Below are 22,496 nucleotides of genomic sequence, written 5' to 3' on the forward strand. Positions count from 1 at the left end.
TTTATGATCAATGACCGAATTCGTCGCGCAAGGCTGCTTAAGGGCATGTCACTTGAAGCGCTAGCACTCCAGTTGGGCGACATCACCAAACAAGGCCTGAGTAAATATGAAAAGGGATTAAGTACTCCCAACTCACAGCGGCTTTTGCAATTGGCCAAAGTACTGGAAGTGAGTCCGGAGTATTTTTTCCGCCCTGAAGCCTTGCCTCTGGCCCCGCTTGAGTTCCGCAAACTGGCCAAGATGCCTCAATACCGCCAGGTGCAGGTCGAGGAGCAGGTCCGGGAGCATCTGGAACGCTATATTGCCCTGGAAGAATGCTTCGAGCCGCAGGATATGCAGACTGCCAAAACCCCAGCGTATTTACTGCCGGTCTCTTCTATAGAAGACGCCGAGATCGCGGCTGACGAACTGCGAAAATATTGGGGCATAGGCGGTGACCCGATCGCTAACCTGACCGAACAACTGGAAGAACATGGCATCAAGGTAGTAATGCTGGATGGACCCGATGATTTCGATGGTGCCTGTGTCGCCACCTGTGACGGTGAGCATGTACTCATTGCCTTGAACACTCATCGCGCGGGTGAGCGCATCCGATTCACTGCCGCTCATGAATTGGGGCATTGGGTAATGCAACTGCCCGAAGACATGCCTGAGCGCGACAAAGAAAACTGTTGTCACCGTTTCGCCGGAGCCTTTCTTTATCCTTCCAAGGCCGTTATCCACGACTTCGGTAGTAGACCGCGCTCCAGAGTTCATACCCAGGAACTACTGATTGCCAAGCGCCAGTACGGACTATCAATGCACGCCGCGCTACGTCGCCTGAAAGATCTCAACCTGGTGGGCGACACCGGCTACAAATTACTCACCCTTCAATTCAGCACTAACGGCTGGCGCAAGGCTGAACCCGAGCCGTTGCCCTGTAAACCACCGCAACGCTTCGAGTCTTTGGTGTTCTGGGCGTTGGCAGAAGAGCTGATATCCAGGTCCCGAGCCGCAGAGTTATTGCGCAGACCCTTGAAGGCACTGGAGAGTGCATGAGCCTGATCTATATCAGCGACACGAATATCTGGATCGATTTCAGAAATGCCGGACTGCTGGAACAAATGTTCAGACTCCCCTTCACTCTCTGCTGTACCGACTTCGTTCTATACGAGTTGGAAGACTTCCCGCACGACGAACTACTCGCCCAAGGGTTATTGGTGGAACCGTTTGATGAGGGAGGCGTACAAAAGTTACTCAAGCTGAAAACCGAGCACTGCAACAGCTCGTTAGCCGATGTGTCCTGCTATTTATTAGCCCTGACAACAAGCAGGCCGTTGCTGACGGGCGATGGGAAGCTGCGTCGCCAGGCGCAGAAAGATGGTATCCAAGTACGCGGCGCGCTCTGGCTACTCGACCTCATGGTCGAACACCACGCAATCACATCATCAATAGCCGCACAGGCACTGGAAAATATGCTTTGGCATGGTGCCCGTTTGCCAGGTGCCGAATGCGAAACGAGGCTCTCGCGCTGGCGAGAGCCTGATAAGGGCTAGCGCGAACGCTTCCACAGATACCCACCCACCACCATCCCCATCAAGCACAGGGCGGCAACGTAGTAAGCCGGGCCCATCGGGCTTTCCTTCATCAGCAGCGACACCGCCAACGGCGTCAGCCCGCCGAACACCGCGTAGGCCACGTTGTAGGAAAACGACAAGCCACTGAACCGCACCACAGGCGGGAAGGCCTTGACCATCACATACGGCACCACGCCGATGGTGCCCACGAACAGGCCGGTCAAGGCGTACAGCGGGAACAACCAATCCGGGTGCGCCATGAGGCTGTGATACAGCGTCCAGGACGTCGCCAGCAGCAGTGCACAACCGGTGACCAGCACGCGGCCGGCGCCGAAGCGGTCAGCCAAGGCGCCCGAGGCGATGCAACCCAGGCTCAGGGTAACAATGGCCAGACTGTTGGCCTGCAGCGCCACGGTCGGGCTGAAGTGGTAGACGGTCTGCAGCACGGTCGGGGTCATCAGGATGACCACCACAACGCCAGCCGACAGCAGCCAGGTCAGCAGCATCGACAGCACGATGGCACCCCGGTGATCACGCAGTACTGCACGCAATGGCAGCTCGGCGGCCAGGGTCTTGCGCTGCTGCATTTCGGCGAAGATCGGCGTCTCATGCAGCCAGCGGCGCAGGTACACCGACAACAGGCCGAACACGCCGCCGAGCAGGAACGGGATGCGCCAGGCGAAATCCGAGACCTGCTCCGGGCTATAAAGAGTGTTGATCGCGGTGGCCACCAGCGAACCCAGCAGAATGCCGGCAGTCAGGCCGCTGGTCAGGGTGCCGCAGGCGTAGCCGATATGGCGCGGCGGTACGTGTTCGGAGACGAACACCCAGGCGCCTGGCACTTCACCACCAATCGCAGCGCCCTGGATGATGCGCATCAGCAGCAACAGCACCGGTGCCCACAGGCCGATCTGCGCGTAGGTTGGCAGCAGGCCCATGATCAGGGTCGGCACGGCCATCATGAAGATGCTCAGGGTGAACATCTTCTTGCGGCCAAGCAGGTCGCCGAAGTGCGCCATGATGATGCCGCCCAGGGGGCGGGCCAGGTAACCGGCAGCGAAGATGCCGAAGGTCTGCATCATGCGCAGCCATTCGGGCATGTCCACGGGGAAGAAGAGTTTCCCGACCACGGTGGCGAAAAACACGAAAATGATGAAATCATAAAACTCCAGCGCCCCGCCCAAGGCAGACAGCGACAGGGTTTTGTAGTCGTTGCGGGTCAGCGGGCGCGAAGGTTGCGCACTGCTTGCGGGCACGGAGGACATGGCAAGGCTTCTCTTATAGTAATCAGGACGGCAAGCGGGACTTGCGGCAGGTTTGGCAAGATAGCAAATCGCTAGAAAAAGCACAGCGTTGAGCGAATAACAGTTCAAAGGCGCGGAATATTCCCGTTTCCTGCTCTTTATCTGCGCCCAGAAGCACAGTTGCCGGAAAAAGCCGCGATACAGCCGCTAAATGCCGACCAAATGAGCCTCCAGAGGTCGTCGTGGCGTCAGGGTCTCGATATACTCGGCCCTTGCAAACGCAAGAACCGCAGTCTTGAGGGGCTGCTGTGCCAAAACGCCGTTGGGTGCCATCCAGCCGATTTGGCAGAGTTTCCCTTTAGTACGCCTTACGAGAAACGCATCACGCGGTGTATGTTGGTGCTGAAACGTTTTTTTCGAAGACGGCTATCCACTTGAAATACCCATGAAGCGTTACGGGTCAGAGGCCCTCGGCATGATCGAACTCGAACAAGAAGATCCTATCCCGCAAGGCGATCTCGCCCTGCAAATCACCGCGCTCCCGCGTGAAACCAACGGTTTTGGCGACATCTTCGGCGGCTGGCTGGTCGCGCAGATGGACCTGGCCGGCACGGCCATGGCCAGCAAGGTCGCAGGTGGGCGTGTGGCAACCGTGGCCATTGATCGCATGGCGTTCCTGGTACCGGTCGCGGTGGGCGCGCAGCTCTCCTTTTATACCCAGGCCCTGGAAATCGGCCGCAGCTCGATCCAGATGATGGTCGAAGTGTGGAGCGACGACCCGCTGTCCAGCGAATGGCGCAAAGTGACCGAGGCGGTATTTGTATTCGTCGCCATCGACGGCAGCGGTCGCACGCGCTCGGTTCCGTCGCGCGCACGTTAAACCTCGCCGGGATTTGACGGTCAATTGCCCCATTGCCTGCCATGAAGAGTGTTTTGTTATGCCGACGCCCCACGTTGAAACCGTGAAAATCGACGAGCTGGACTGCTGGCGCATTCGCCACAACGGTGCCGAACTGATGGTGGCCCAGCAGGGCGCGCACATCTTCAGCTACGGGCGCGATGGCGAACAGCCGCTGATCTGGCCGAACCCTGAAGCGGTGTTCAAGCAGGGCAAGGGCATCCGTACTGGCGTGCCGGTGTGCTGGCCATGGTTTGGTGTATTCGACCGCAACCCGCAGAGCGTCAAGGCGATGCGCCAGAGTGACCAGACCGCCGGCGCCCACGGTTTCGTGCGCACCGCGTTATGGGAGTTGGCCGTAACCGAGCTTGAAGGTGAAGCGCTCCGCGTTGATCTGGTACTGCCGGTCACTGCAGGCGGCTTTCCTGGCTGGCCCCATCAGGTTGACCTGACACTGAGCCTGCAGCTGGATGAGCAACTGCATATCCGCCTGACCAGCCATAACCGTGGCACCGACACCGTAACCCTCAGTCAGGCGCTGCATACCTACTTCGCCGTCAGCGATGTGCGCAACGTGCAGGTCGAAGGGCTGGACGGGCTGACGTATATCGATACCGCGGACAACTGGGCCGAGAAGACGCAATCCGGTCCGCTGCACTTCACCGCCGAGACCGATCGCATCTACCTCGACACGCCGTCCCAGTTGAGTATTGTCGACAAGGACTGGCAGCGCCGTATTCAGCTCACTGCCGAGGGTTCGAAGTCGACTGTGATCTGGAACCCCTGGACCGAACGCGCCAAGGCGTTTGACGACATGGCCGATGATGGCTGGCAGGGCATGCTGTGCATCGAGACGGCGAATGTGCTGGATGATGTGGTAAGCCTGGCGCCAGGCGAAAGTCATACCTTGGGCGTGAGCATCACCGGTATCGCCCTGTAAACCCAACCCATGTAGGAGCTGGCTTGCCAGCGATGAGGCCCGCAAAATCACCTTCGATCTCAAGGGTCTCATCGCCGGCAAGCCGGCTCCTACGGGTTTGGCGGTGTGTTAGAGATCGGACTCCTTCACCACCCGCACCTTCCCCGCCTCCAGCGCATACGCTGCGTCCGCCAGGTCGTTATTGACCTTCTCCACCTTCAGCGTGCCGGTGACCCAAAGCGGCGTATAGATATCATCCAGCTTCAAGCCCTTGGGGTAGCGCACCAGCACCAGTTGATTGGGCGGCGGTGGCGGCACGTGGATGCACGCACCTGGGTACGGCACCAGGAAGAACAAGGTGCTCCTGCCCTTGGCATCGGTCTCCAGCGGCACCGGGTAGCCGCCGATGCGGATGTTCTTGCCATTCATGGCCGCCACGGTCTTGGTGGAATACATCACCGCCGGCAAGCCCTTGCTCTGCTTCAAGCCACCTTTATCGGTAAAGGTGCCCTGGGCTTCGGGGGAGTTGTGGTCGATCTCGGGCATGGCTTCGAGGGCTTTCTGGTCGGAAAGCGGCATCAGGTCAAGCCAGTCGGTTTCCGGCAGTTCACCGGCGTGCGCCAGGCCAGGGCCCAGCAAAAGGAGAATCAACAGAAGACGGCGCATGGAGAAGCTCGGCAAGTACAAGTGCCGAGCATTCTAGCCCCCTGCGCCTGCGCAGCGCAGAGGACTTTGTCGGCTGATTACTTCTTTTTGATCAGGCCGTAGATCACCAGCAGGATGATCGCGCCAACCAGGGCACCGATGAAGCCTGCACCTTGGCCCGCTTGGTAGATACCCAGCGCCTGACCACCGTAGGTCGCGGCCAGGGAGCCGGCGATACCCAGCAGGATGGTCATGATCCAGCCCATGCTGTCGTCGCCAGGCTTGAGGAAACGCGCCAGCAGGCCGACGATCAAGCCGATAAAGATGGTTCCGATGATACCCATGGCATTTCCCTCTGATTGAAGTGAGCTATGCCAAAGCCTAGTCAGGCTTTGGCATCCTGCAATCAGAGAGACGACGGTCACCAATGGTTCCCGTCGGACTTGCCTTATTGCTCGGCGATCAGCGCTTCAACCTTGAGGATCTGCGCTTGCAGCGTTGCGCGGTCCTTGCAACGCAGATTGGCGTGGCCGACCTTGCGCCCGGCCTTGAAGGCCTTGCCGTAGTGGTGCAGGTGGCAGTCGTCGATGGCGATGACTTTATCCACCGCCGGCACGGTGCCGATGAAGTTGAGCATGGCGCTCTCACCGACCTTGGCCGTGGAGCCCAGCGGCAAGCCCGCTACCGCCCGCAGGTGGTTTTCGAACTGGCTGCACTCGGCGCCTTCGGTGGTCCAGTGCCCGGAGTTGTGCACGCGCGGAGCGATTTCGTTGGCCTTGAGGCCACCGTCGACTTCAAAGAACTCGAACGCCATCACGCCGACGTAATCCAGCTGCTTGAGCACACGGCTGGAATAATCTTCCGCCAGGGCCTGCAACGGGTGGTCGGTGCTGGCCACGGACAGCTTGAGGATGCCGCTGTCGTGGGTGTTGTGCACCAACGGGTAGAAGCGGGTTTCGCCATCACGGGCACGCACGGCGATCAGCGAGACTTCACCGGTGAACGGCACGAAGCCTTCCAGCAGGCAGGCGACGCTGCCCAGTTCGGCGAAGGTGCCCACTACGTCAGCGGCGGTACGCAGAACTTTCTGGCCCTTGCCGTCATAACCCAGGGTGCGGGTTTTCAGCACGGCCGGCAGGCCGATGCTGGCGACGGCGGCATCCAGGTCCGCCTGGGACTGGATGTCGGCGAAGGCCGGGGTCGGGATGCCCAGGTCCTTGAACATGCTTTTCTCGAACCAGCGGTCGCGAGCGATGCGCAAGGCTTCGGCGCTCGGGTACACCGGCACGAACTGCGACAGGAAGGCCACGGTTTCAGCCGGGACGCTTTCGAACTCGAAGGTCACCAGGTCGACTTCGTCGGCCAGTTGGCGCAGGTGGTCCGGGTCGCTGTAGTCAGCCCGCAGGTGTTCACCCAACGCGGCCGCGCAGGCGTCCGGGGCCGGATCCAGGAAAGCGAAGTTCATCCCCAGCGGGGTTCCCGCCAGGGCCAGCATGCGGCCCAGTTGGCCGCCACCGATTACACCGATTTTCATCGTCAACAACCTCAGGCGATGCGTGGGTCTGGATTGTCCAGCACGCTGTCTGTCTGCTCAGCACGGAATTTTTTCAGCACCGCGTGGAACTGCGGGTGCTTGGCGCCCAGGATGCTGGCGGACAGCAGGGCCGCGTTGATCGCGCCGGCCTTGCCGATCGCCAGGGTCGCCACCGGAATGCCGGCTGGCATCTGCACGATGGACAACAGCGAGTCCACGCCCGAGAGCATCGCCGACTGCACCGGCACGCCAAGCACCGGCAGGTGGGTCTTTGCCGCACACATGCCTGGCAGGTGCGCTGCACCGCCGGCACCGGCGATGATCACCTCGATGCCACGGGATTCTGCTTCATCGGCATACTGGAACAGCAAGTCCGGGGTGCGGTGGGCAGAGACCACTTTCACTTCATACGGAATGCCGAGTTTTTCCAGCATATCGGCGGTGTGGCTAAGGGTGGACCAATCGGACTTGGAGCCCATGATCACGCCAACCAATGCACTCATCGTCGTGCCTCTTCTCTCTGGGCGCCCGCAGGCGCGTCAAAAAACAACAAGCCACGCGGGAAATCCGGCGTGGCTTGGTGTACGAATTAAGGCCGGTTGGACCGGCCGAAGGCCGCGCAGTATACCGTAATAATCGAGATAAACAGCCCCTCGGATGACCATCTGTCTAGCGGCGCAAACCAGCGGTTTTATTGACTCTAAGGTCAGCGCTCCCCGGCCGGATTCTGTGCTGCTCCACCTTCCAGTTTTCGCCACAATAACCGCACATTTGCCTTACGCACCAAGGCACAGCGATACAGGCGAATTTCCAGCGGAACATGCCATTGCGGGCCGCCGCACACCACTAGCTCACCGCGCGCCAACTCCGCCCGTACGCTCAGTTGCGGCACCCAGGCGATGCCCAGCCCTTCCAAAGCCATGCTCTTGAGGCTGTCAGCCATGGCGGTTTCATACACGGTGGTGAAGCGTAGGGCGCGCTGGCGCAACAGCAGGTGCACCGAGCGGCCAAGAAACGCACCGGCGCTATAGGCCAACAACGGCACGCTGCCCTCGCCTTCCAGGTCGAACAGCGGCTTGCCATCGGCATCGGCGGCGCATACCGGCAGCATTTCAGTGTTGCCCAGGTGCAGGGAGGGGAAGATTTCCGAGTCCATCTGCATCGCGGCATCCGGATCGTAGAACGCCAGCATCAGGTCACAACCACCTTCGCGCAGGGCGTGCACGGCATCACCGACGTTAGTGGCGACCAAACGCGTGGCAATGTTCAAGCCTTCGTTACGCAATTGCGCAATCCAGCGTGGAAAGAAACCCAGCGCCAGGGAGTGTGCCGCTGCCACTTGCATGACTTCGCCCTGCCCGCCTTCCAGATGATGCAAATGGCGCAGCACTTCACCGAGCTGTTCGACCACCGTGCGTGCGGTGACCAGGAACAACTGCCCCGCCGCCGTCAGCTCGACCGGCGTGCGCGAACGGTTGACCAGCGTCAGCCCCAACGCCGCTTCCAGGCTACGGATCCGTCGGCTGAACGCCGGCTGGGTCACAAAGCGTCGCTCCGCCGCCTGGGAAAAGCTGCGGGTGGCCGCCAAGGCGCTGAAGTCTTCCAGCCATTTGCTCTCTAGGTTCATCACTTCCTCCCACGGGTACGCACCATTTTGGCACACACGCCCGTCATGATAGCCGGGTCACACCTGCATTATGCCGTTTGTGCATAGGCCAGTGTTTAACAGCATTGGCCCAAAAACTTCCACAAGCCTAGCATTCGCAGCGTTCCGGCCAGTTCCGGGTCCCTATCGAGATGATTTCCGTCATGTCCTCTGCTGCATCATTCCGTACCGAAAAAGACCTGCTTGGCGTACTTGAAGTACCGGCTCAAGCGTATTACGGCATCCAGACCCTGCGAGCGGTGAACAACTTCCGCCTCTCGGGCGTTCCGATTTCGCATTACCCGAAATTGGTGGTCGGTCTGGCAATGGTCAAGCAAGCGGCGGCTGACGCCAACCGCGAGCTGGGTCAGCTCAGCGAAGCCAAGCACGCTGCCATCAGCGAAGCCTGTGCCCGTCTGATCCGCGGCGATTTCCACGAAGAGTTCGTGGTGGACATGATTCAAGGCGGCGCTGGCACTTCAACCAACATGAATGCCAACGAAGTCATCGCCAACATCGCGTTGGAGGCCATGGGCCACAACAAGGGCGAGTACCAGTACCTGCACCCGAACAACGACGTGAACATGGCGCAGTCGACCAACGACGCCTACCCGACCGCGATCCGACTGGGTCTGCTGCTGGGCCATGACGCGCTGCTGGCCAGCCTCGACAGCCTGATCCAGGCCTTCGCCGCCAAAGGCGTCGAGTTCGGCCACGTGCTGAAAATGGGCCGTACCCAATTGCAAGACGCCGTGCCGATGACCCTCGGCCAGGAATTCCGCGCCTTCGCCACCACCCTGAGCGAAGACCTGGCCCGCCTGAAAACCCTGGCGCCAGAGCTGCTGACCGAAGTGAACCTGGGCGGCACCGCCATCGGCACCGGCATCAACGCCGACCCGCGCTACCAGGCCCTGGCCGTGCAACGCCTGGCCACTATCAGCGGTCAGCCGCTGGTGCCAGCAGCCGACCTGATCGAAGCCACCTCCGACATGGGCGCCTTCGTCCTGTTCTCCGGCATGCTCAAGCGTACGGCGGTGAAGCTGTCGAAGATCTGCAACGACTTGCGCCTGCTGTCCAGCGGTCCACGTACCGGGATCAACGAGATCAACCTGCCGGCCCGTCAGCCAGGCAGCTCGATCATGCCCGGCAAGGTCAACCCGGTGATCCCGGAAGCCGTGAATCAGGTTGCATTCCAAGTCATCGGCAACGACCTGGCCCTGACCATGGCAGCCGAAGGCGGCCAACTGCAACTGAACGTGATGGAGCCGCTGATCGCTTTCAAGATCTTCGACTCGATCCGCCTTCTGCAACGCGCCATGGACATGCTGCGCGAGCACTGCATCGTCGGCATCACCGCCAACGAAGCGCGCTGCCGTGAACTGGTGGAGCACTCCATCGGCCTGGTCACTGCGCTGAACCCGTACATCGGCTATGAAAACGCCACCCGCATTGCGCGTATCGCTCTTGAAAGCGGCCGCGGCGTGCTGGAACTGGTGCGCGAAGAAGGCTTGCTCGACGACGCCATGCTCGACGACATCCTGCGCCCCGAAAACATGATTGCCCCACGCTTGGTCCCCCTGAAGGCCTAAGCGTTTGTTGCACCGCTCACCAGGTTGAGGGACTAGACACCTCTCACCTTTTGAGGGCCTGAAGGCTCGTTCTTCAGGCCCTTTTTTTTGCTTGTAGGAGCGAGCTTGCTCGCGAAAAACGGCAAGACACCACGTCCATCCAGGAGGTACGCATTATCGTTCACGACCTTCGCGAGCAAGCTCGCTCCTACAAACCTTTAATCGACTCGGGCAGACGGATCACGTTCGCCTAGGTATAGTGCCGCCCCTCTTCGCGTCTGCGGCCGTCGGTAACGAGGCCCGGTACAGCGCGAAACCGCATGAATAACAACACCCGCAAAAGGATTGGGGTCGGAGCGTCGTGCACTGCCTGGTGCGAAACGATGCGTCGGACCGTCCTGCGTTTGCCATTAGAAAAATCAGCGAGGAACACTCCATGCTCGAAGTCATCAACGACTTCCTCTCAGGGAAAGTACTGATCGTGCTCATTGTCGGGCTCGGCGGTTATTTCACGATTCGCTCGCGTTTCGTTCAACTGCGTCACTTTTTCCACATGTTCTCGGTGTTCAAAGACAGCCTGAAGAGCAGCTCCGGTCAGCTCAGTTCCTTCCAGGCGCTGATGCTCAGCCTGGCCGGCCGTGTGGGTGCAGGCAACATTGCCGGCGTCGGCATTGCCGTGACCCTGGGTGGCCCCGGTGCCGTGTTCTGGATGTGGGTCACCGCGTTGGTGGGCATGTCGTCGAGCTTCATCGAGTGCTCCCTCGGCCAGTTGTACAAGCGCACTGACGCTGAAGGCACCTACCGTGGCGGCCCGGCCTACTACATCCAGCACGGCCTGCAGAAGCGCTGGCTGGGTATGGTCATGGCGTTCCTGCTGCTGGTGACCTTCGGCTTCGCCTTCAACGGCCTGCAAGCCCACGCCGTGACTCACTCGCTGAACAACGCTTTCGGCCTGGACACCACCTACACCGGCCTTGCGCTGGCTGTATTGCTGGGCCTGGTGTTCATCGGCGGGATCAAGCGTATTGCCTCGATTGCCGACCTGCTAGTGCCGGTCAAGACCCTGGTCTACATCGCTGTGACGCTTTACGTGATCGTGCTGCAATTCGACCACGTTCCGGCCATGCTCGCGACCATCGTCAAGAGCGCCTTCGGTCTCGACCAAGCCTTCGGTGGCCTGGTCGGCAGTGCAATTATCATGGGCGTAAAGCGTGGCGTGTTCGCCAACGAAGCCGGTCTGGGCAGTGCGCCTAACGTGGCGGCAGTCGCTTCTGTAGAACACCCGATTGCCCAGGGCGTGGTCCAGGCGTTCAGCGTGTTCCTCGATACCTTCGTGATCTGCACCTGTACTGCGCTGCTGATCCTGCTTTCCGGCTTCTACACCCCAGGTTTCGAAGGCGACGGCATTGCCCTGACCCAGAATTCCCTGGCCGCTGTGGTCGGCGACTGGGGCCGCATGTTCATCTCCGTGGCCCTAGCGTTGTTCGTGTTCACTTCGATCATGTACAACTACTACCTCGGCGAGAGCAACCTGCGCTTCCTGGTCGGTAACAACCGCAAGGTGCTGATGGGCTACCGCGCACTGGTGCTTGTGTTGATTTTCTGGGGTTCCATCGAGAACCTGAGCACCGTGTTCGCCTTCGCTGACATCACCATGACCATGCTCGCGTTCGTCAACCTGTTCGCCCTGGCGTTCCTGTTCAAGATCGCCATGCGCATCCTGAACGACTACGACAACCAGCGCGCAGCGGGCATCAAGACCCCGGTGTTCGATTCCAGTCAATTCCCTGACCTGGACCTGGACCGCAAGGCCTGGCCGGCCAATCCGGTAAAACCGGAAGCGGCGCCATCGGCAGAGCTGAACGCTCAAACGCAACGCTAAGCGTAGATAGATGACACGCCGCCTCGCCTTGGGCATGCTCTGGGCCCGGCGGCGTTTTTCGTTCAGGAGAATCTCAATGTCAGCATCCAACAACGTCATGGTGCTCTACACCGGCGGCACCATCGGCATGCAGGCCAGCGCCAATGGCCTGGCCCCCGCATCCGGCTTCGAAGCCCGCATGCGCGAACAGCTTGCCAACGAGCAACTGCCCAACTGGCGTTTTCGGGAAATGTCGCCACTGATCGACAGCGCCAACATGACCCCGGACTACTGGCAGCGTTTGCGCACGGCCGTGGTTGAAGCGGTGGATGAAGGTTGCGATGGCGTACTGATCCTGCATGGCACCGACACCCTGGCCTACAGCGCGGCGGCCATGAGCTTCCAATTGCTCGGCCTGCCTGCGCCAGTGGTGTTTACCGGCTCGATGTTGCCCGCCGGGGTGCCCGACAGCGATGCCTGGGAAAACGTCAGCGGCGCGTTGATTGCCCTGGGGGCAGGCCTGGCACCCGGCGTTCACCTGTATTTCCATGGCGCACTGATGGCGCCGACCCGCTGCGCGAAGATCCGCAGTTTTGGCCGTCATCCGTTTGCCGCATTGCAACGCAACGGCGGCGTGGCCCAGGCCGATGTAATCCCGGTGGCGCTGCATTTTCGCCAGCCGAAAGCGTTGGCCAATGTCGGCGTGCTGCCGCTGGTGCCTGGCATTGCTGCCGCGCAACTGGATGCGCTGATCGACAGCGGCATCCAGGCACTGATCCTTGAATGCTTCGGCAGCGGCACCGGGCCAAGCGACAACCCCGCGTTCCTCGCCAGCCTGCAACGCGCGCAGACTGAAGGGATTGCGGTCGTAGCCATCACCCAATGCCATGAAGGCGGCGTAGAGCTGGACGTCTACGAAGCCGGCAGTCGCCTGCGCGGCGTGGGCGTATTGTCCGGCGGCGGCATGACCCGGGAAGCAGCGTTCGGCAAGCTCAATGCGCTGATCGGTGCCGGGCTCGCTACCCAGGAAGTCCGCCGCCTGGTGGAGCTGGACCTGTGCGGCGAGTTGCGCTGAGCGGCATGTAACTTGCTCCTCTTCCAGCCATCCCGTGGCTGGAAGACTCTATGTTGCACTCCCACCTCACTACCCTCAACGCCGTCTCGCTGGTCATTAATGCGTTCAAGGCCGAAGGCTTGCCCGCTGAAACGTTGCTCGCGGGCAGCGGCATTTGCGCCGCGGACTTGAGCCGCGCCGACGCCTGCATCACCACCAACCAGGAGATGCGTGTATGTACCAACGCAGTCGCGCTGCGGCGGGATATTGGCCTCGAATTGGGCCGCAAGATGCATGTGTCGTCCTACGGCATGCTCGGTTATGCCCTGCTCACCTGTGCCACCTTCGGTGACGCTTTGCGCCTGGCTCTGCGCTACCCGGCGCTGTTGGGAACACTTTTCGAGCTGAGCCTGGAAAACGACGGTGAGCGTATCTGGCTGACTGCCGCCGATTACCGGGAAACGCCCGCGCTGGAAATGTTCAACGTCGAATTCTGCCTGGTTTCGCTGAAACTCATCTGCGACGACCTGCTGGGCCAGCCGCTGCCGTTACTCGGTGCGAGTTTCGAATACAGCGCGCCGGACTATCACGCGCGCTACCACGAGTGCTTCGCGTGCTCGCTGCATTTTGAAGCCAGCACCAACGCCTTCGCGTTTGATAAGCGCTGGCTCGACCAACCGCTACCACTGGCCGACGCCGTCACCCATCAAGCCGTGACCGATCGCTGTCGCAAGCAGAACCTGGAGTTCACCGGACGTCAGGCCTGGCTGGGTCGAATCCGCCGCCTGCTCGCCGCCCAGCTCCACGCCGCGCCCGGCATTGAAGGTTTGGCTGAGCAGATGAACTGTTCCGCGCGAACCTTGCGTCGGCATCTGCACGACTTGGGCAGCAGCTACCAAGAACTGCTCGACGAGCTGCGCTTCGACCGCGCCAAACAGTTGCTGGGGCAGGACGAGCTGCCAATCTACCGAATCGCGGAACAACTCGGTTTCAGTGAAACCGCCAGCTTTCGCCACGCATTTGTACGCTGGAGTGGCGTGGCCCCCAGTCAATTTCGCCCCTGACGCATCGCAATGGCGCGCCGATGCGCGCTAACGGGGCGATTTGCGGACACACAATTTGGCCGTATTTATCCCCTTTTGGCCGCTCTTGCCGTTTTCTTAAAACCGCCCCACCGCAAGACTGCATTGACTGACACAGCTTGCGGAGAACAACAAATGCTGACGATCTACTCAGACGATCACCACCTGCACCACGGCCGTTGTGAACTGATGGACGGGCAACTGATGCCCTGCTTCGAAATGCCCTCGCGGGCCGACCACGTGCTGCAACGGGTAAAAGACCGCGAACTGGGCCCGGTCCACGCCCCGCAGGACTTTGGCTTGGCACCGCTGCAACGCATCCACAGCCGCGATTACCTCGACTTCTTCCAAGGCGCCTGGCAACGCTGGACCGCCTACGGCCAAGACGGCGACCTGTTGCCCTACACCTGGCCCGCCCGCACCTTGCGCCGTGTGTTGCCCACCAGCCTGCACGGCCAACTCGGTTACTACAGCTTCGACGGCGGCGCGCCGATCACCGCCGGCACCTGGCAAGCAGCGTATAGCGCGGCGCAAGTGGCGCTCACGGCGCAACAGGCGATCCAGCAAGGCGCGCGCAGTGCTTTCGCGCTGTGTCGCCCGCCAGGCCATCACGCTGCCAGCGATTTGATGGGCGGTTATTGCTACCTCAACAACGCCGCCATCGCCGCCCAGGCCTTTCTCGATCACGGCCACCAGAGGGTCGCGATCCTCGACGTCGACTACCACCATGGCAACGGCACGCAGTCGATCTTCTATGCGCGCAGCGACGTGCTGTTCACCTCGATCCACGGCCACCCGGAAGCAGAGTTCCCGTTTTTTCTCGGTTATGCCGATGAGTTGGGCGAAGGTGCAGGTGAAGGCTTCAACGTCAATTACCCGCTGCCGGCAGGGTCCGGCTGGGACCAGTGGAGCACAGCGCTTGAAGAGGCCTGCGCCGAGATTGAACGCTATGGCGCCGACATCATCGTCGTGTCCCTGGGCGTGGACACCTTCAAGGACGACCCTATCTCGCAGTTCAAACTCGACAGCCCGGACTACCTGGCGATGGGCGCACGTATCGCCCACCTGGGCAAACCCACGCTGTTCGTGATGGAAGGCGGCTACGCCGTCGAAGAAATCGGCATCAACGCCGTTAACGTCCTCGAAGGTTTTGAACAAGGATCAGCACCATGAAGATGCTCAAGTACGTTGCCCTCTGCGCCGCCGTGCTTGGCGGCGCGGCCCACGCCGAAGAGAAAACCCTGCGGGTCTACAACTGGTTCGACTACATCACGCCCAAGGCGCTCGAAGACTTCAAGACACAAAACCCCACGGTCAAATTGGTGTACGACATCTTCGATACCAACGAAGCCCTGGAAGCCAAACTGCTCACCGGAAACTCCGGCTATGACGTGGTAGTGCCGTCCAATGTGTTCCTGGCCAAGCAAATCGAGGCCGGAGTTTTCCAACCGCTGGACCGCAGCCAACTGCCCAACTGGAACCACCTCGACCCCAAGCTGATGAAGCTGATCGAAGCCAATGACCCGGGCAACAAATTCGCCGTGCCCTACATGTACGGCACCATCCTGATCGGCTTCAACCCCGACAAGGTCAAGGCAGCATTGGGCAGCGACGCACCGGTCGACAGCTGGGACCTGATATTCAAGGAAGAGAACATCAGCAAGCTCAAGCAATGTGGTGTCGCCCTGCTGGACTCGCCCTCGGAGATCCTGCCCCTGGCGCTGCAACACCTGGGCCTGGATCCCAACAGCAGCAACCCCAAGGACTATGAGAAAGCCGAAGCGCTGCTGATGAAGATCCGTCCGTACATCACTTATTTCCACTCGTCCAAGTACATGGCCGACATTGCCAACGGTGACATCTGCGTGGCCGTCGGCTATTCCGGCAGCTTCTCCCAGGCCGCCAACCGCGCCAAGGAAGCCAAGAACGGCGTGACCGTGGACATGCGCCTACCCAAAGAAGGCGCGCCAATCTGGTTCGACATGCTCGCCATTCCCAAAGGTGCGAAAAACCCGCAGGACGCCTATACCTTCATCAACTACCTGCTGCAACCGCAGGTGATCGCCCCAATCAGCGATTTTGTCGGCTACCCCAACCCGAACAAGGACGCTACCGAGCAGGTCGATGCAGCGATCCGCAACAACCCCAACCTGTACCCCACCGAAGCGGCGATGGCCACGCTGTATACCTTGAAGCCTCTGGGCCGTGACGCCGAACGCGCCAGGACGCGGGCCTGGACCAAGATCAAATCGGGTACCTAACTACCACCGCCTGACGGGCAGGCGCCCTAACGTAGGCGAGGTCTTGAGCTGCATTGTGCAGCTCATCGCCTCGTCTATCAGGAGCGCCCCTTGCCCTCTTTACCCTCCACGCCCAGTGGCAATGATTTGCTGGCCCAACTGACCACCGGCCCCTCGTTGCGCGAAGTCGCAGCGACCACCCTGCGTTCGAGCTTGCGTGAGCTGTACCCGGACCTCAAGATTGACCCCGACCTGTCCATGCTGGTCACGCCACACTGGTTTATCAGTGGTGAGCTGATTGTGCCTGCAGCGCCGGACCTTCAGTCATTGACCGGGGCGTTGCACCGCAGCACAAAATCCGGCACCCCGGTGACCTGGATCGACGGCGAACACTACCTGGTCTATCAATCCATCACCGGGCCAAACGTTCACCTACCGGTCAAGGTCGACGCCATCGGCCGCCTGATCAACGAGCTGGCACCGCTGCTCATGGTCGCGTACCAGGAGCAGCAACTCGCGTTCTGGAACCAGAGCGTCAACCACAGCGGCCCGCGCTGGCGCACGCTGGCCAACTCGCTGCGTGCGATTTGGAATGTGCAAAGCGTCGAAGGTTGGGACGAGGACCAGTGCGCGCTCGCCAGGACGGTTTTTCACTACCCCGATTACGCCCAGCGCCTGCCCCATGACAAGTACGGCACCAAGGTTTACTTGATCGATGTCGACATTCAACGCGGCGCACAGGTCAAACACTTCAACCTGTCGGCGCTGACGGTGCTGGTCGGCCGCCTCGGCGAGCGGGACATTATCCTCAGCTATTCGATCATCGACGGTTACGCTTCTTTCAGAACCTTGAAGGCATTTGGCGATGCCCTGAGCCTGCAGATTGGTATTGCGCCGCCCGCAGCGGTGCAATGGCGTTTGTTCGAACCCTCGGGTGATGTTTTTGAACAACAGGCCTGCTCATTTATCTCGTTGCAGATACAGGCGCTGGGCGCCGTGTCCTTTGAGGACGGTGAACTGGTGACCAGCGCTGCACTGGAGCCGCCAAGCGACGAAGTTGACTCGTTCGAGCTGATGGACCCCGCCCGGGTTGACTGGGTGCGCGATGCCTTGCCCACCTGGATGCTCAAGGCTTTGCCGTCCGAACAAACGGCCTTCGGGCGCTACATGATGGACCTGGCGGCCCTGCACATTCAGGACGCCGGTAAAAAGTTTAACGATGGCATCAAGCCCATCGACGAATTCGCCTTGGATGCCATTCACACGCTGATGGTCAGGGACCATCCTGGCGTTGCACGCTCGACGCTCAATAACGTGCGGATCAACGTCACCAGCCAAGTAGTTTGGGGCACGTTGGTGGTGCCGGGAGATACCCAAACCCAAACCTTTACCCTGGCCGAACTGGCCCTGGAAAACCTGATCGCGCTGCCCTTGGGCAACAAAACCGTCAGCTCTCAAAACGGCAATGGCGTACCCGCCTGGATGACGGCAACCTATCTGGAAACGCTGATCACCCAGGCAAATGTCGGCCAGCAGTACCCAGCCTTGGTCAAACGCACCTTGCTGGGCGACTCTGCCGAATCACTACGCCGCCAAAAGCTCTACAGCGCCCAATTACGCCTGCAACTTCCGCTGCTGGCGTTGCAGTACAGGGTTCGCAAGGTTTACGGCCTGACCGAACAGGGCTATCGCTACGTCTGCGCTGCAATGAATGAAGACCGTGCAGCCCGTGAAGTCGACGGCACGCCGATCGTCATCCGCCCATTGTCACTGCACCCCAAGCGCCGCCTGACCAACACCGTCGACATAGTCGACAACATGTTCATCATTGGCCCCCGAGACCGGAAAAAAGGCCCTTGCCTGCTCTATTGTCCGATGAGCAAGGAACAACTGATGGAGTTCCCGTCACCGGCCAACCTGCTGTACGCCATCAAACAACAAACCCCGTTACGCCAATCGGTCCTGGCCTGGCTTCCCGACCGAGTGCGGACGGCTTACGCGCAGTTCGTGTTTCCGGGCAACCTGCCTTCACCTTGGGTGTTCACCAGTGTGATAAATGACCCGCTGAACGCGCTGGTGATGACCGGACCTATCGACCTGGGGGGCGAGGTGCTGCATGACGACGATTTCGCGACGCTGTTCAAAGCCAACGCCAACGCGCTGGTCACCCTGGCCGATCGCCAATCGGTATCCAACGCCGAGGCACGCTGGGAAAGCTTCAAGCACGCCGGATGGCTGATCTTCAATAGCGTATTGCCGTTCATGGGCGGCACCGTGGGCGCCGCGACCTGGATCTGGCAACTGATGGATGACCTGCAACAGTTGGTCGACGCTGAAGAGATTGGTGATCGTTCCGCCGGGCTCTCCGCCGTGGTGGATATCCTGCTGACGCTGGGCGTGGTGCTGGTGACGCATGTTGCCACGCGGTATCGCCCTGAGTCGCCGGTCGAGAAACCGGCCACGCAGGCAGAGTTGCCACCGGCTACGGCCGACGTCGAGGTCATTCAAAAGCCTGCTATCGACGCGGCGGAACTGCCCCTAGGCCACGAGCACACCCTGCATATCAGCGGTGCCCTAAGCCGTAACGCGCTAAGCCTGGGGGCTTACCTGGACGGTTTTGCGCTGCCTAAGCCAGATCAGTTGGGCGAGCAACACAAGGTCGCCGGGGCGCATCTGAACCTCTATGCCAAAGGCGAACACTGGTACGCCCCGGTCGGTGCGCGATGGTTTGAGGTGGTGGTCGATGAGAACGACGAAGTGTTGGTCGTTGATCCGAAACAACCAGCCCGACGCGGCCCGCCACTGATCGGCAACCGCCTGGGCCAATGGTTTGTCGACACGCGCTTGCGCCTGCGCGGCGGCGGCCTGCGTGCTCGACGTAAAAAGGGTGAAGCCCTGAGGCCGCCGAAAATCGCGGATTTGCGTGAGCAACTGGCAACCTTTGACCGGGAGCACCCCCAGCGGCATAGGGATCTCGAAGCGTTGCACGGCGCGATTGACCGTGCGGCGGATGACACCGCAAAGGAGGCGTCCAGAACCACCTTTATCGAACAGGTGGACGTGCAGCTCAAAACGTTGGATGTGCCGATTTCACAACTCAAATCCTTGAACATTCTCGACACGGTACCCAACTATCAGGAGGCCATGGCAGGCTATCTGAACCACCAGATACTGCTCGCGCGCTCGGCTGCCGCCGAACAGCAGATTCCGTTTCGCGAGGAACTCAACACCATTCACGAGCACATCGACGCTGAAGGCGCGCAAGAAGACGCCTTGCCTGAGGCCCGCTTTCGGAGCACGTTTACATCGACCCAGGGCATGATCGATCGACTGGAATATATACGCGCACGCTTCAAGGACGCCCGCAGCCTGGGTGCGCCGGGAGTCAAGCTGATCCAGCTCAACGAACCCCACCTGCCTACCTATGACCTAAATGACCTCAGGGCTTACAAGATCACCTTGGGTAAATATCTGTGCATAAAGGCAGGCGAGTCGGTAACCCAAGCTGATGCCAAGGAGGCCGTAAGCGGCATCATCGAAGCCGCAGAGCTGGCGGTACAAACGCTGAGGGAGGCCCTGCACCCAGCCAACTTCGTCCCCCAGGAGCAGTTGATCGAAACCCTGGACAGCCTGCAGGAGCAATTTGCCAGGGTTGACCAGAACCTGGTGGACCTGCCGGCAGAATTCCCCAACGACCTCAACAAACCCGACCTGGAAAACCTGCGCACACAAATCAACGAATTTGCCCAGCAGGCAGAAAAACGATTGACCGAGGAGCTTCGCTCGCGAAAAACTCTGGCCCCCACCCCAGGCCCGTCTCGCCCCTCACCCAAGGCAAAAAAGAAATACATCAAAACCCGCTACCAGGGAATGCTGGCCGGCGAAGAGCGTGAGAGCCCCGCCGAAGACGGCAAGCCCCTGGTCGACGTGAAGGAGCCGCTGACCGGTAAAGTGATCGCCACCTTCCATGAAAAAGAGCCAGGGGTTTGGGTTGAACGAGAGCGCACGCCCAAACCTGCCACCCGGGCCCAGGCTCGCGACGTGGCGATGAGCATCAACGCTGGCCAGGACTTGGCCGACGGCGTCGACGCCTTTATCACCGACAAGGAAGCCTGGGCCAAGGAAACCACTCAGTTGCCGGTGGAAATTGAAGAGCGCTTCCATCGCAGGGCCGCCAAACTGGAACGGGCCAGCCAAGACATCGAAGCGGCGTTGACCGCCAGTAATCAGACCGAGAGCAGCACACCCTCAGCGGTGGTGACCAACCGCAATCTCGAAGAGGCCGTCAAAAAGCTCTACCGGGAGGGTAAACGCATCAAAATCGACGTACTCAAACGCCGTCCACCGCAAGCGGCGCATGTGGAATTGTTGTTGCGCGAAGGTGAAGTGACGGTCGACCCGCCCGCAGGCCCGCGCATCAAACTCAGCGGGCGCGACAAGGGTTTCCTGCAGGAATATGCGGTGGTAGACACCAAGACCAAACGTCCGTTGTGGTACGCGCACTTTCACTACACCACGCTGACCGGGGCGGAGGAAGCCTATACCGCGGCCCACCTGAAAACCCGGTCGCAACGGCTCATGAAAGGCAAGTTCGAACCCTTGAGCGACATCGCCATCTACCGCAGTGAAATCGGCCCACAACTGGCCCGCTCGTTGTTCCTCAAGGCCAGGCCGATTCGGCTCATGGGCTAGCCGATCCAGGCCTTGCGCAATCGACTCAGCGCGTGACTGATCGCCGCCTCGGGCACTGCGGCAAACCCCAGCACCAGCCCGGCACGCTGATCGGGCGGGATGCTGGAGTCGGGTAGCCAATAGCTGCTCAGGCCATTGACCTCCACCTCCACGGCGCGGGCCTGCTCCACCAATTGGTGCTCACGGGCCAAGCTGTCCACCCGCACGGTGAGGTGCAGGCCTGCGGCCGTATTGGGCAGGTTGTCCACGCCCGGCAGCTCGCTTGGCCAGCCGTTCAGCAATGCGTTACGCCGACTGAGTGCGGCTCGGCGCATACGCCGGATATGCCGCTGGAAATGCCCGGCCGCCATGAATTCGGCCATCACCGCCTGGGTACTCACTTCGGAATGGCGCATGTCCACCGCACGCCGCCGGGAGAATGCGTCCACCAGTCCCACCGGCAAAACCAGATAGCCCAGGCGCAACGCGGGAAACGCCACCTTGCCGAACGTGCCGACGTAGAGCACCCTCCCGCTACGATCCAGGGCCGCCAAGGGCGACAATGGTGCGCCGCTGTAACGGTACTCGCCGTCGTAGTCATCCTCGATGATCCAGCCACTCGTGCGCTCGGCCCAGGCGAGCAATTCCAGGCGCCGCGCCAGGCTCATCACCACCCCCAACGGGTACTGATGGGACGGTGTGACGTAAGCCACACGGCAGCCCTGCAGGGTGTTGAGCACCTGGCAATCAATGCCCTCGCCATCCACCGGCACGCCGTGCAACTTTCCGCCCGCCAGGGCGAACGCATGCCCGGCGGCGCGATAGCCAGGGTTTTCCACCGCCACGCCGTCACCGCGCTCTACCAGCAACTGTGCACAAAGGCTGATCGCCTGCTGCGCACCACTGGTGATCACTATTTGTTCAGCCGTGCACTGCATGCCCCGTGAGCTACGCAGGTAGGCGGCGATCAAACCGCGCAGGCGACCATCACCCGCCGGGTCGCCATAACAGAGCTGTTCCAGGTCCGGCTTGCGCCAGAACGCCCCGTTCAGCTTGGCCCACACCTCAAATGGGAACAGATCGAACGCCGGTACACCTACCCGGAATGCCCGTGGCGGTCCCGCTGGAGGCTGGGGCAGATGGTTGGTTTTTATCTGCGCCAAGCCACCGCTGTGGATAACTTCACTGTCCAGATCCTCCGGTAAATTGGCCCATTTTGTGGATAAGGCTGGGGATAAGCCTGTCGATAACCCTGTGGATACTTTTGTGGATAGTTTTTTAGCCGTGGGTAATTGGGCTACGTAAGTGCCGTCACCGACCCGACTCTCAATAAACCCCTCTGCATACAACTGGTCATAGGCGCGCACCACGCTGTTACGGGAAATCGACAATGCTGCCGCCAAGTCTCGGGTAGCCGGCAAGCGCGTGCCGCTGACCAGCCGCCCGTCCAGTACGCGCTGGCGCAGGGCTTCATACAGTTGACGCGTCAGCCCTTGGCGGCGGTCCAACTCAATACCGGCGGGGTTGAATGACAAGGGCGGTGAGACAGGCGACATATTGGACCTATGAAATGGCTGCC

Annotated in this window: 18 protein-coding genes; 11 read left to right on the forward strand and 7 right to left on the reverse strand. The window is 60.7% G+C overall.

Annotation, left to right across the window (positions count from 1 at the left end; translation table 11 throughout):
* Positions 1–3: 3 nt before the first annotated feature.
* On the forward strand, positions 4–1,038 hold the full coding sequence (locus tag CI807_RS05965) for a helix-turn-helix domain-containing protein (RefSeq protein WP_095014031.1): 1,035 nt from the start codon (positions 4–6) through the stop codon (positions 1,036–1,038).
* A complete protein-coding gene (locus CI807_RS05970) occupies positions 1,035–1,535 on the forward strand; it encodes a type II toxin-antitoxin system VapC family toxin (RefSeq protein ID WP_095014032.1) in 501 nt (166 codons plus the stop codon). The genes CI807_RS05965 and CI807_RS05970 overlap by 4 nt, the downstream gene beginning before the upstream one ends.
* On the opposite strand, the gene CI807_RS05975 is transcribed toward CI807_RS05970, so the two are convergent.
* Positions 1,532–2,821: an MFS transporter gene (locus CI807_RS05975; RefSeq protein ID WP_010207587.1), complete on the reverse strand. Its 1,290-nt coding sequence runs from the start codon at positions 2,819–2,821 to the stop codon at positions 1,532–1,534. The two genes, CI807_RS05970 and CI807_RS05975, sit on opposite strands and share 4 nt — an antisense overlap.
* 454 nt (positions 2,822–3,275) lie before the next feature.
* Between CI807_RS05975 and CI807_RS05980 the strand changes: the two genes are divergently transcribed.
* Together CI807_RS05980 and CI807_RS05985 are read left to right on the forward strand one after the other, a co-directional pair.
* Positions 3,276–3,680 carry an acyl-CoA thioesterase gene (locus CI807_RS05980; protein WP_003176975.1) on the forward strand — a complete coding sequence of 135 codons (405 nt, stop codon included), beginning with the start codon at positions 3,276–3,278 and terminating at the stop codon, positions 3,678–3,680.
* A 58-nt stretch (positions 3,681–3,738) separates the two neighbouring features.
* Positions 3,739–4,638: a D-hexose-6-phosphate mutarotase gene (locus CI807_RS05985; RefSeq protein ID WP_095014033.1), complete on the forward strand. Its 900-nt coding sequence runs from the start codon at positions 3,739–3,741 to the stop codon at positions 4,636–4,638.
* A 108-nt stretch (positions 4,639–4,746) separates the two neighbouring features.
* Here CI807_RS05985 and CI807_RS05990 read toward each other — a convergent pair whose 3' ends face one another.
* From CI807_RS05990 to CI807_RS06010, 5 genes are all read right to left on the reverse strand, one after another.
* Positions 4,747–5,283 carry a DUF3299 domain-containing protein gene (locus tag CI807_RS05990; RefSeq protein ID WP_095014034.1) on the reverse strand — a complete coding sequence of 179 codons (537 nt, stop codon included), beginning with the start codon at positions 5,281–5,283 and terminating at the stop codon, positions 4,747–4,749.
* A 77-nt stretch (positions 5,284–5,360) separates the two neighbouring features.
* Positions 5,361–5,606 (reverse strand): GlsB/YeaQ/YmgE family stress response membrane protein, encoded by a 246-nt coding sequence (locus CI807_RS05995; RefSeq protein ID WP_016978642.1) that lies wholly within the window; start codon positions 5,604–5,606, stop codon positions 5,361–5,363.
* A gap of 104 nt (positions 5,607–5,710) precedes the next feature.
* Complete coding sequence (locus tag CI807_RS06000) at positions 5,711–6,796, reverse strand: 5-(carboxyamino)imidazole ribonucleotide synthase (RefSeq protein WP_095014035.1); 1,086 nt, start codon at positions 6,794–6,796, stop codon at positions 5,711–5,713.
* An 11-nt stretch (positions 6,797–6,807) separates the two neighbouring features.
* Entirely contained in the window at positions 6,808–7,299 is a 492-nt protein-coding gene (gene purE / locus CI807_RS06005; RefSeq protein ID WP_003176980.1) for a 5-(carboxyamino)imidazole ribonucleotide mutase, read from the reverse strand.
* Between the two features lie 203 nt (positions 7,300–7,502).
* A complete protein-coding gene (locus tag CI807_RS06010) occupies positions 7,503–8,423 on the reverse strand; it encodes a LysR substrate-binding domain-containing protein (protein WP_095014036.1) in 921 nt (306 codons plus the stop codon).
* Between the two features lie 182 nt (positions 8,424–8,605).
* On the opposite strand from CI807_RS06010, the gene aspA reads away from it, so the two are divergent.
* The 7 genes from aspA (at position 8,606) to CI807_RS06045 (ending at position 20,938) form a co-directional block, all read left to right on the forward strand.
* Positions 8,606–10,030 (forward strand): aspartate ammonia-lyase, encoded by a 1,425-nt coding sequence (gene aspA / locus CI807_RS06015; RefSeq protein ID WP_028618519.1) that lies wholly within the window; start codon positions 8,606–8,608, stop codon positions 10,028–10,030.
* 415 nt (positions 10,031–10,445) lie between these two features.
* A complete protein-coding gene (locus tag CI807_RS06020; protein WP_095014037.1) occupies positions 10,446–11,891 on the forward strand; it encodes a sodium:alanine symporter family protein in 1,446 nt (481 codons plus the stop codon).
* Positions 11,892–11,967: 76 nt separating this feature from the next.
* Positions 11,968–12,945: an asparaginase gene (locus CI807_RS06025; protein ID WP_095014038.1), complete on the forward strand. Its 978-nt coding sequence runs from the start codon at positions 11,968–11,970 to the stop codon at positions 12,943–12,945.
* A gap of 50 nt (positions 12,946–12,995) precedes the next feature.
* Entirely contained in the window at positions 12,996–13,988 is a 993-nt protein-coding gene (locus tag CI807_RS06030; protein WP_095014039.1) for an AraC family transcriptional regulator, read from the forward strand.
* 153 nt (positions 13,989–14,141) lie between these two features.
* Complete coding sequence (locus CI807_RS06035; protein ID WP_095014040.1) at positions 14,142–15,179, forward strand: histone deacetylase family protein; 1,038 nt, start codon at positions 14,142–14,144, stop codon at positions 15,177–15,179.
* On the forward strand, positions 15,176–16,267 hold the full coding sequence (locus CI807_RS06040; protein WP_028618524.1) for a polyamine ABC transporter substrate-binding protein: 1,092 nt from the start codon (positions 15,176–15,178) through the stop codon (positions 16,265–16,267). The genes CI807_RS06035 and CI807_RS06040 overlap by 4 nt, the downstream gene beginning before the upstream one ends.
* Positions 16,268–16,357: 90 nt before the next feature.
* Positions 16,358–20,938 (forward strand): dermonecrotic toxin domain-containing protein, encoded by a 4,581-nt coding sequence (locus CI807_RS06045; protein ID WP_095014041.1) that lies wholly within the window; start codon positions 16,358–16,360, stop codon positions 20,936–20,938.
* Here CI807_RS06045 and CI807_RS06050 read toward each other — a convergent pair.
* Positions 20,935–22,473 carry a PLP-dependent aminotransferase family protein gene (locus CI807_RS06050; RefSeq protein ID WP_095014042.1) on the reverse strand — a complete coding sequence of 513 codons (1,539 nt, stop codon included), beginning with the start codon at positions 22,471–22,473 and terminating at the stop codon, positions 20,935–20,937. The two genes, CI807_RS06045 and CI807_RS06050, sit on opposite strands and share 4 nt — an antisense overlap.
* Between the last annotated feature and the right edge of the window lie 23 nt (positions 22,474–22,496).

It is taken from the genome of Pseudomonas sp. NS1(2017) (genome assembly GCF_002269425.1).
Lineage (GTDB): Bacteria > Pseudomonadota > Gammaproteobacteria > Pseudomonadales > Pseudomonadaceae > Aquipseudomonas > Aquipseudomonas reactans.

Excerpts from the sequence above, each read along its gene's own strand:
- CI807_RS05965 (WP_095014031.1), top strand. The coding sequence starts at position 4 with ATGATCAATGACCGAATTCGTCGCGCAAGGCTGCTTAAGGGCATGTCA.
- CI807_RS05970 (WP_095014032.1), top strand. The coding sequence starts at position 1,035 with ATGAGCCTGATCTATATCAGCGACACGAATATCTGGATCGATTTCAGA.
- CI807_RS05975 (WP_010207587.1), bottom strand. The coding sequence starts at position 2,821 with ATGTCCTCCGTGCCCGCAAGCAGTGCGCAACCTTCGCGCCCGCTGACC.
- CI807_RS05980 (WP_003176975.1), top strand. The coding sequence starts at position 3,276 with ATGATCGAACTCGAACAAGAAGATCCTATCCCGCAAGGCGATCTCGCC.
- CI807_RS05985 (WP_095014033.1), top strand. The coding sequence starts at position 3,739 with ATGCCGACGCCCCACGTTGAAACCGTGAAAATCGACGAGCTGGACTGC.
- CI807_RS05990 (WP_095014034.1), bottom strand. The coding sequence starts at position 5,283 with ATGCGCCGTCTTCTGTTGATTCTCCTTTTGCTGGGCCCTGGCCTGGCG.
- CI807_RS05995 (WP_016978642.1), bottom strand. The coding sequence starts at position 5,606 with ATGGGTATCATCGGAACCATCTTTATCGGCTTGATCGTCGGCCTGCTG.
- CI807_RS06000 (WP_095014035.1), bottom strand. The coding sequence starts at position 6,796 with ATGAAAATCGGTGTAATCGGTGGCGGCCAACTGGGCCGCATGCTGGCC.
- purE (WP_003176980.1), bottom strand. The coding sequence starts at position 7,299 with ATGAGTGCATTGGTTGGCGTGATCATGGGCTCCAAGTCCGATTGGTCC.
- CI807_RS06010 (WP_095014036.1), bottom strand. The coding sequence starts at position 8,423 with ATGAACCTAGAGAGCAAATGGCTGGAAGACTTCAGCGCCTTGGCGGCC.
- aspA (WP_028618519.1), top strand. The coding sequence starts at position 8,606 with ATGTCCTCTGCTGCATCATTCCGTACCGAAAAAGACCTGCTTGGCGTA.
- CI807_RS06020 (WP_095014037.1), top strand. The coding sequence starts at position 10,446 with ATGCTCGAAGTCATCAACGACTTCCTCTCAGGGAAAGTACTGATCGTG.
- CI807_RS06025 (WP_095014038.1), top strand. The coding sequence starts at position 11,968 with ATGTCAGCATCCAACAACGTCATGGTGCTCTACACCGGCGGCACCATC.
- CI807_RS06030 (WP_095014039.1), top strand. The coding sequence starts at position 12,996 with ATGTTGCACTCCCACCTCACTACCCTCAACGCCGTCTCGCTGGTCATT.
- CI807_RS06035 (WP_095014040.1), top strand. The coding sequence starts at position 14,142 with ATGCTGACGATCTACTCAGACGATCACCACCTGCACCACGGCCGTTGT.
- CI807_RS06040 (WP_028618524.1), top strand. The coding sequence starts at position 15,176 with ATGAAGATGCTCAAGTACGTTGCCCTCTGCGCCGCCGTGCTTGGCGGC.
- CI807_RS06050 (WP_095014042.1), bottom strand. The coding sequence starts at position 22,473 with ATGTCGCCTGTCTCACCGCCCTTGTCATTCAACCCCGCCGGTATTGAG.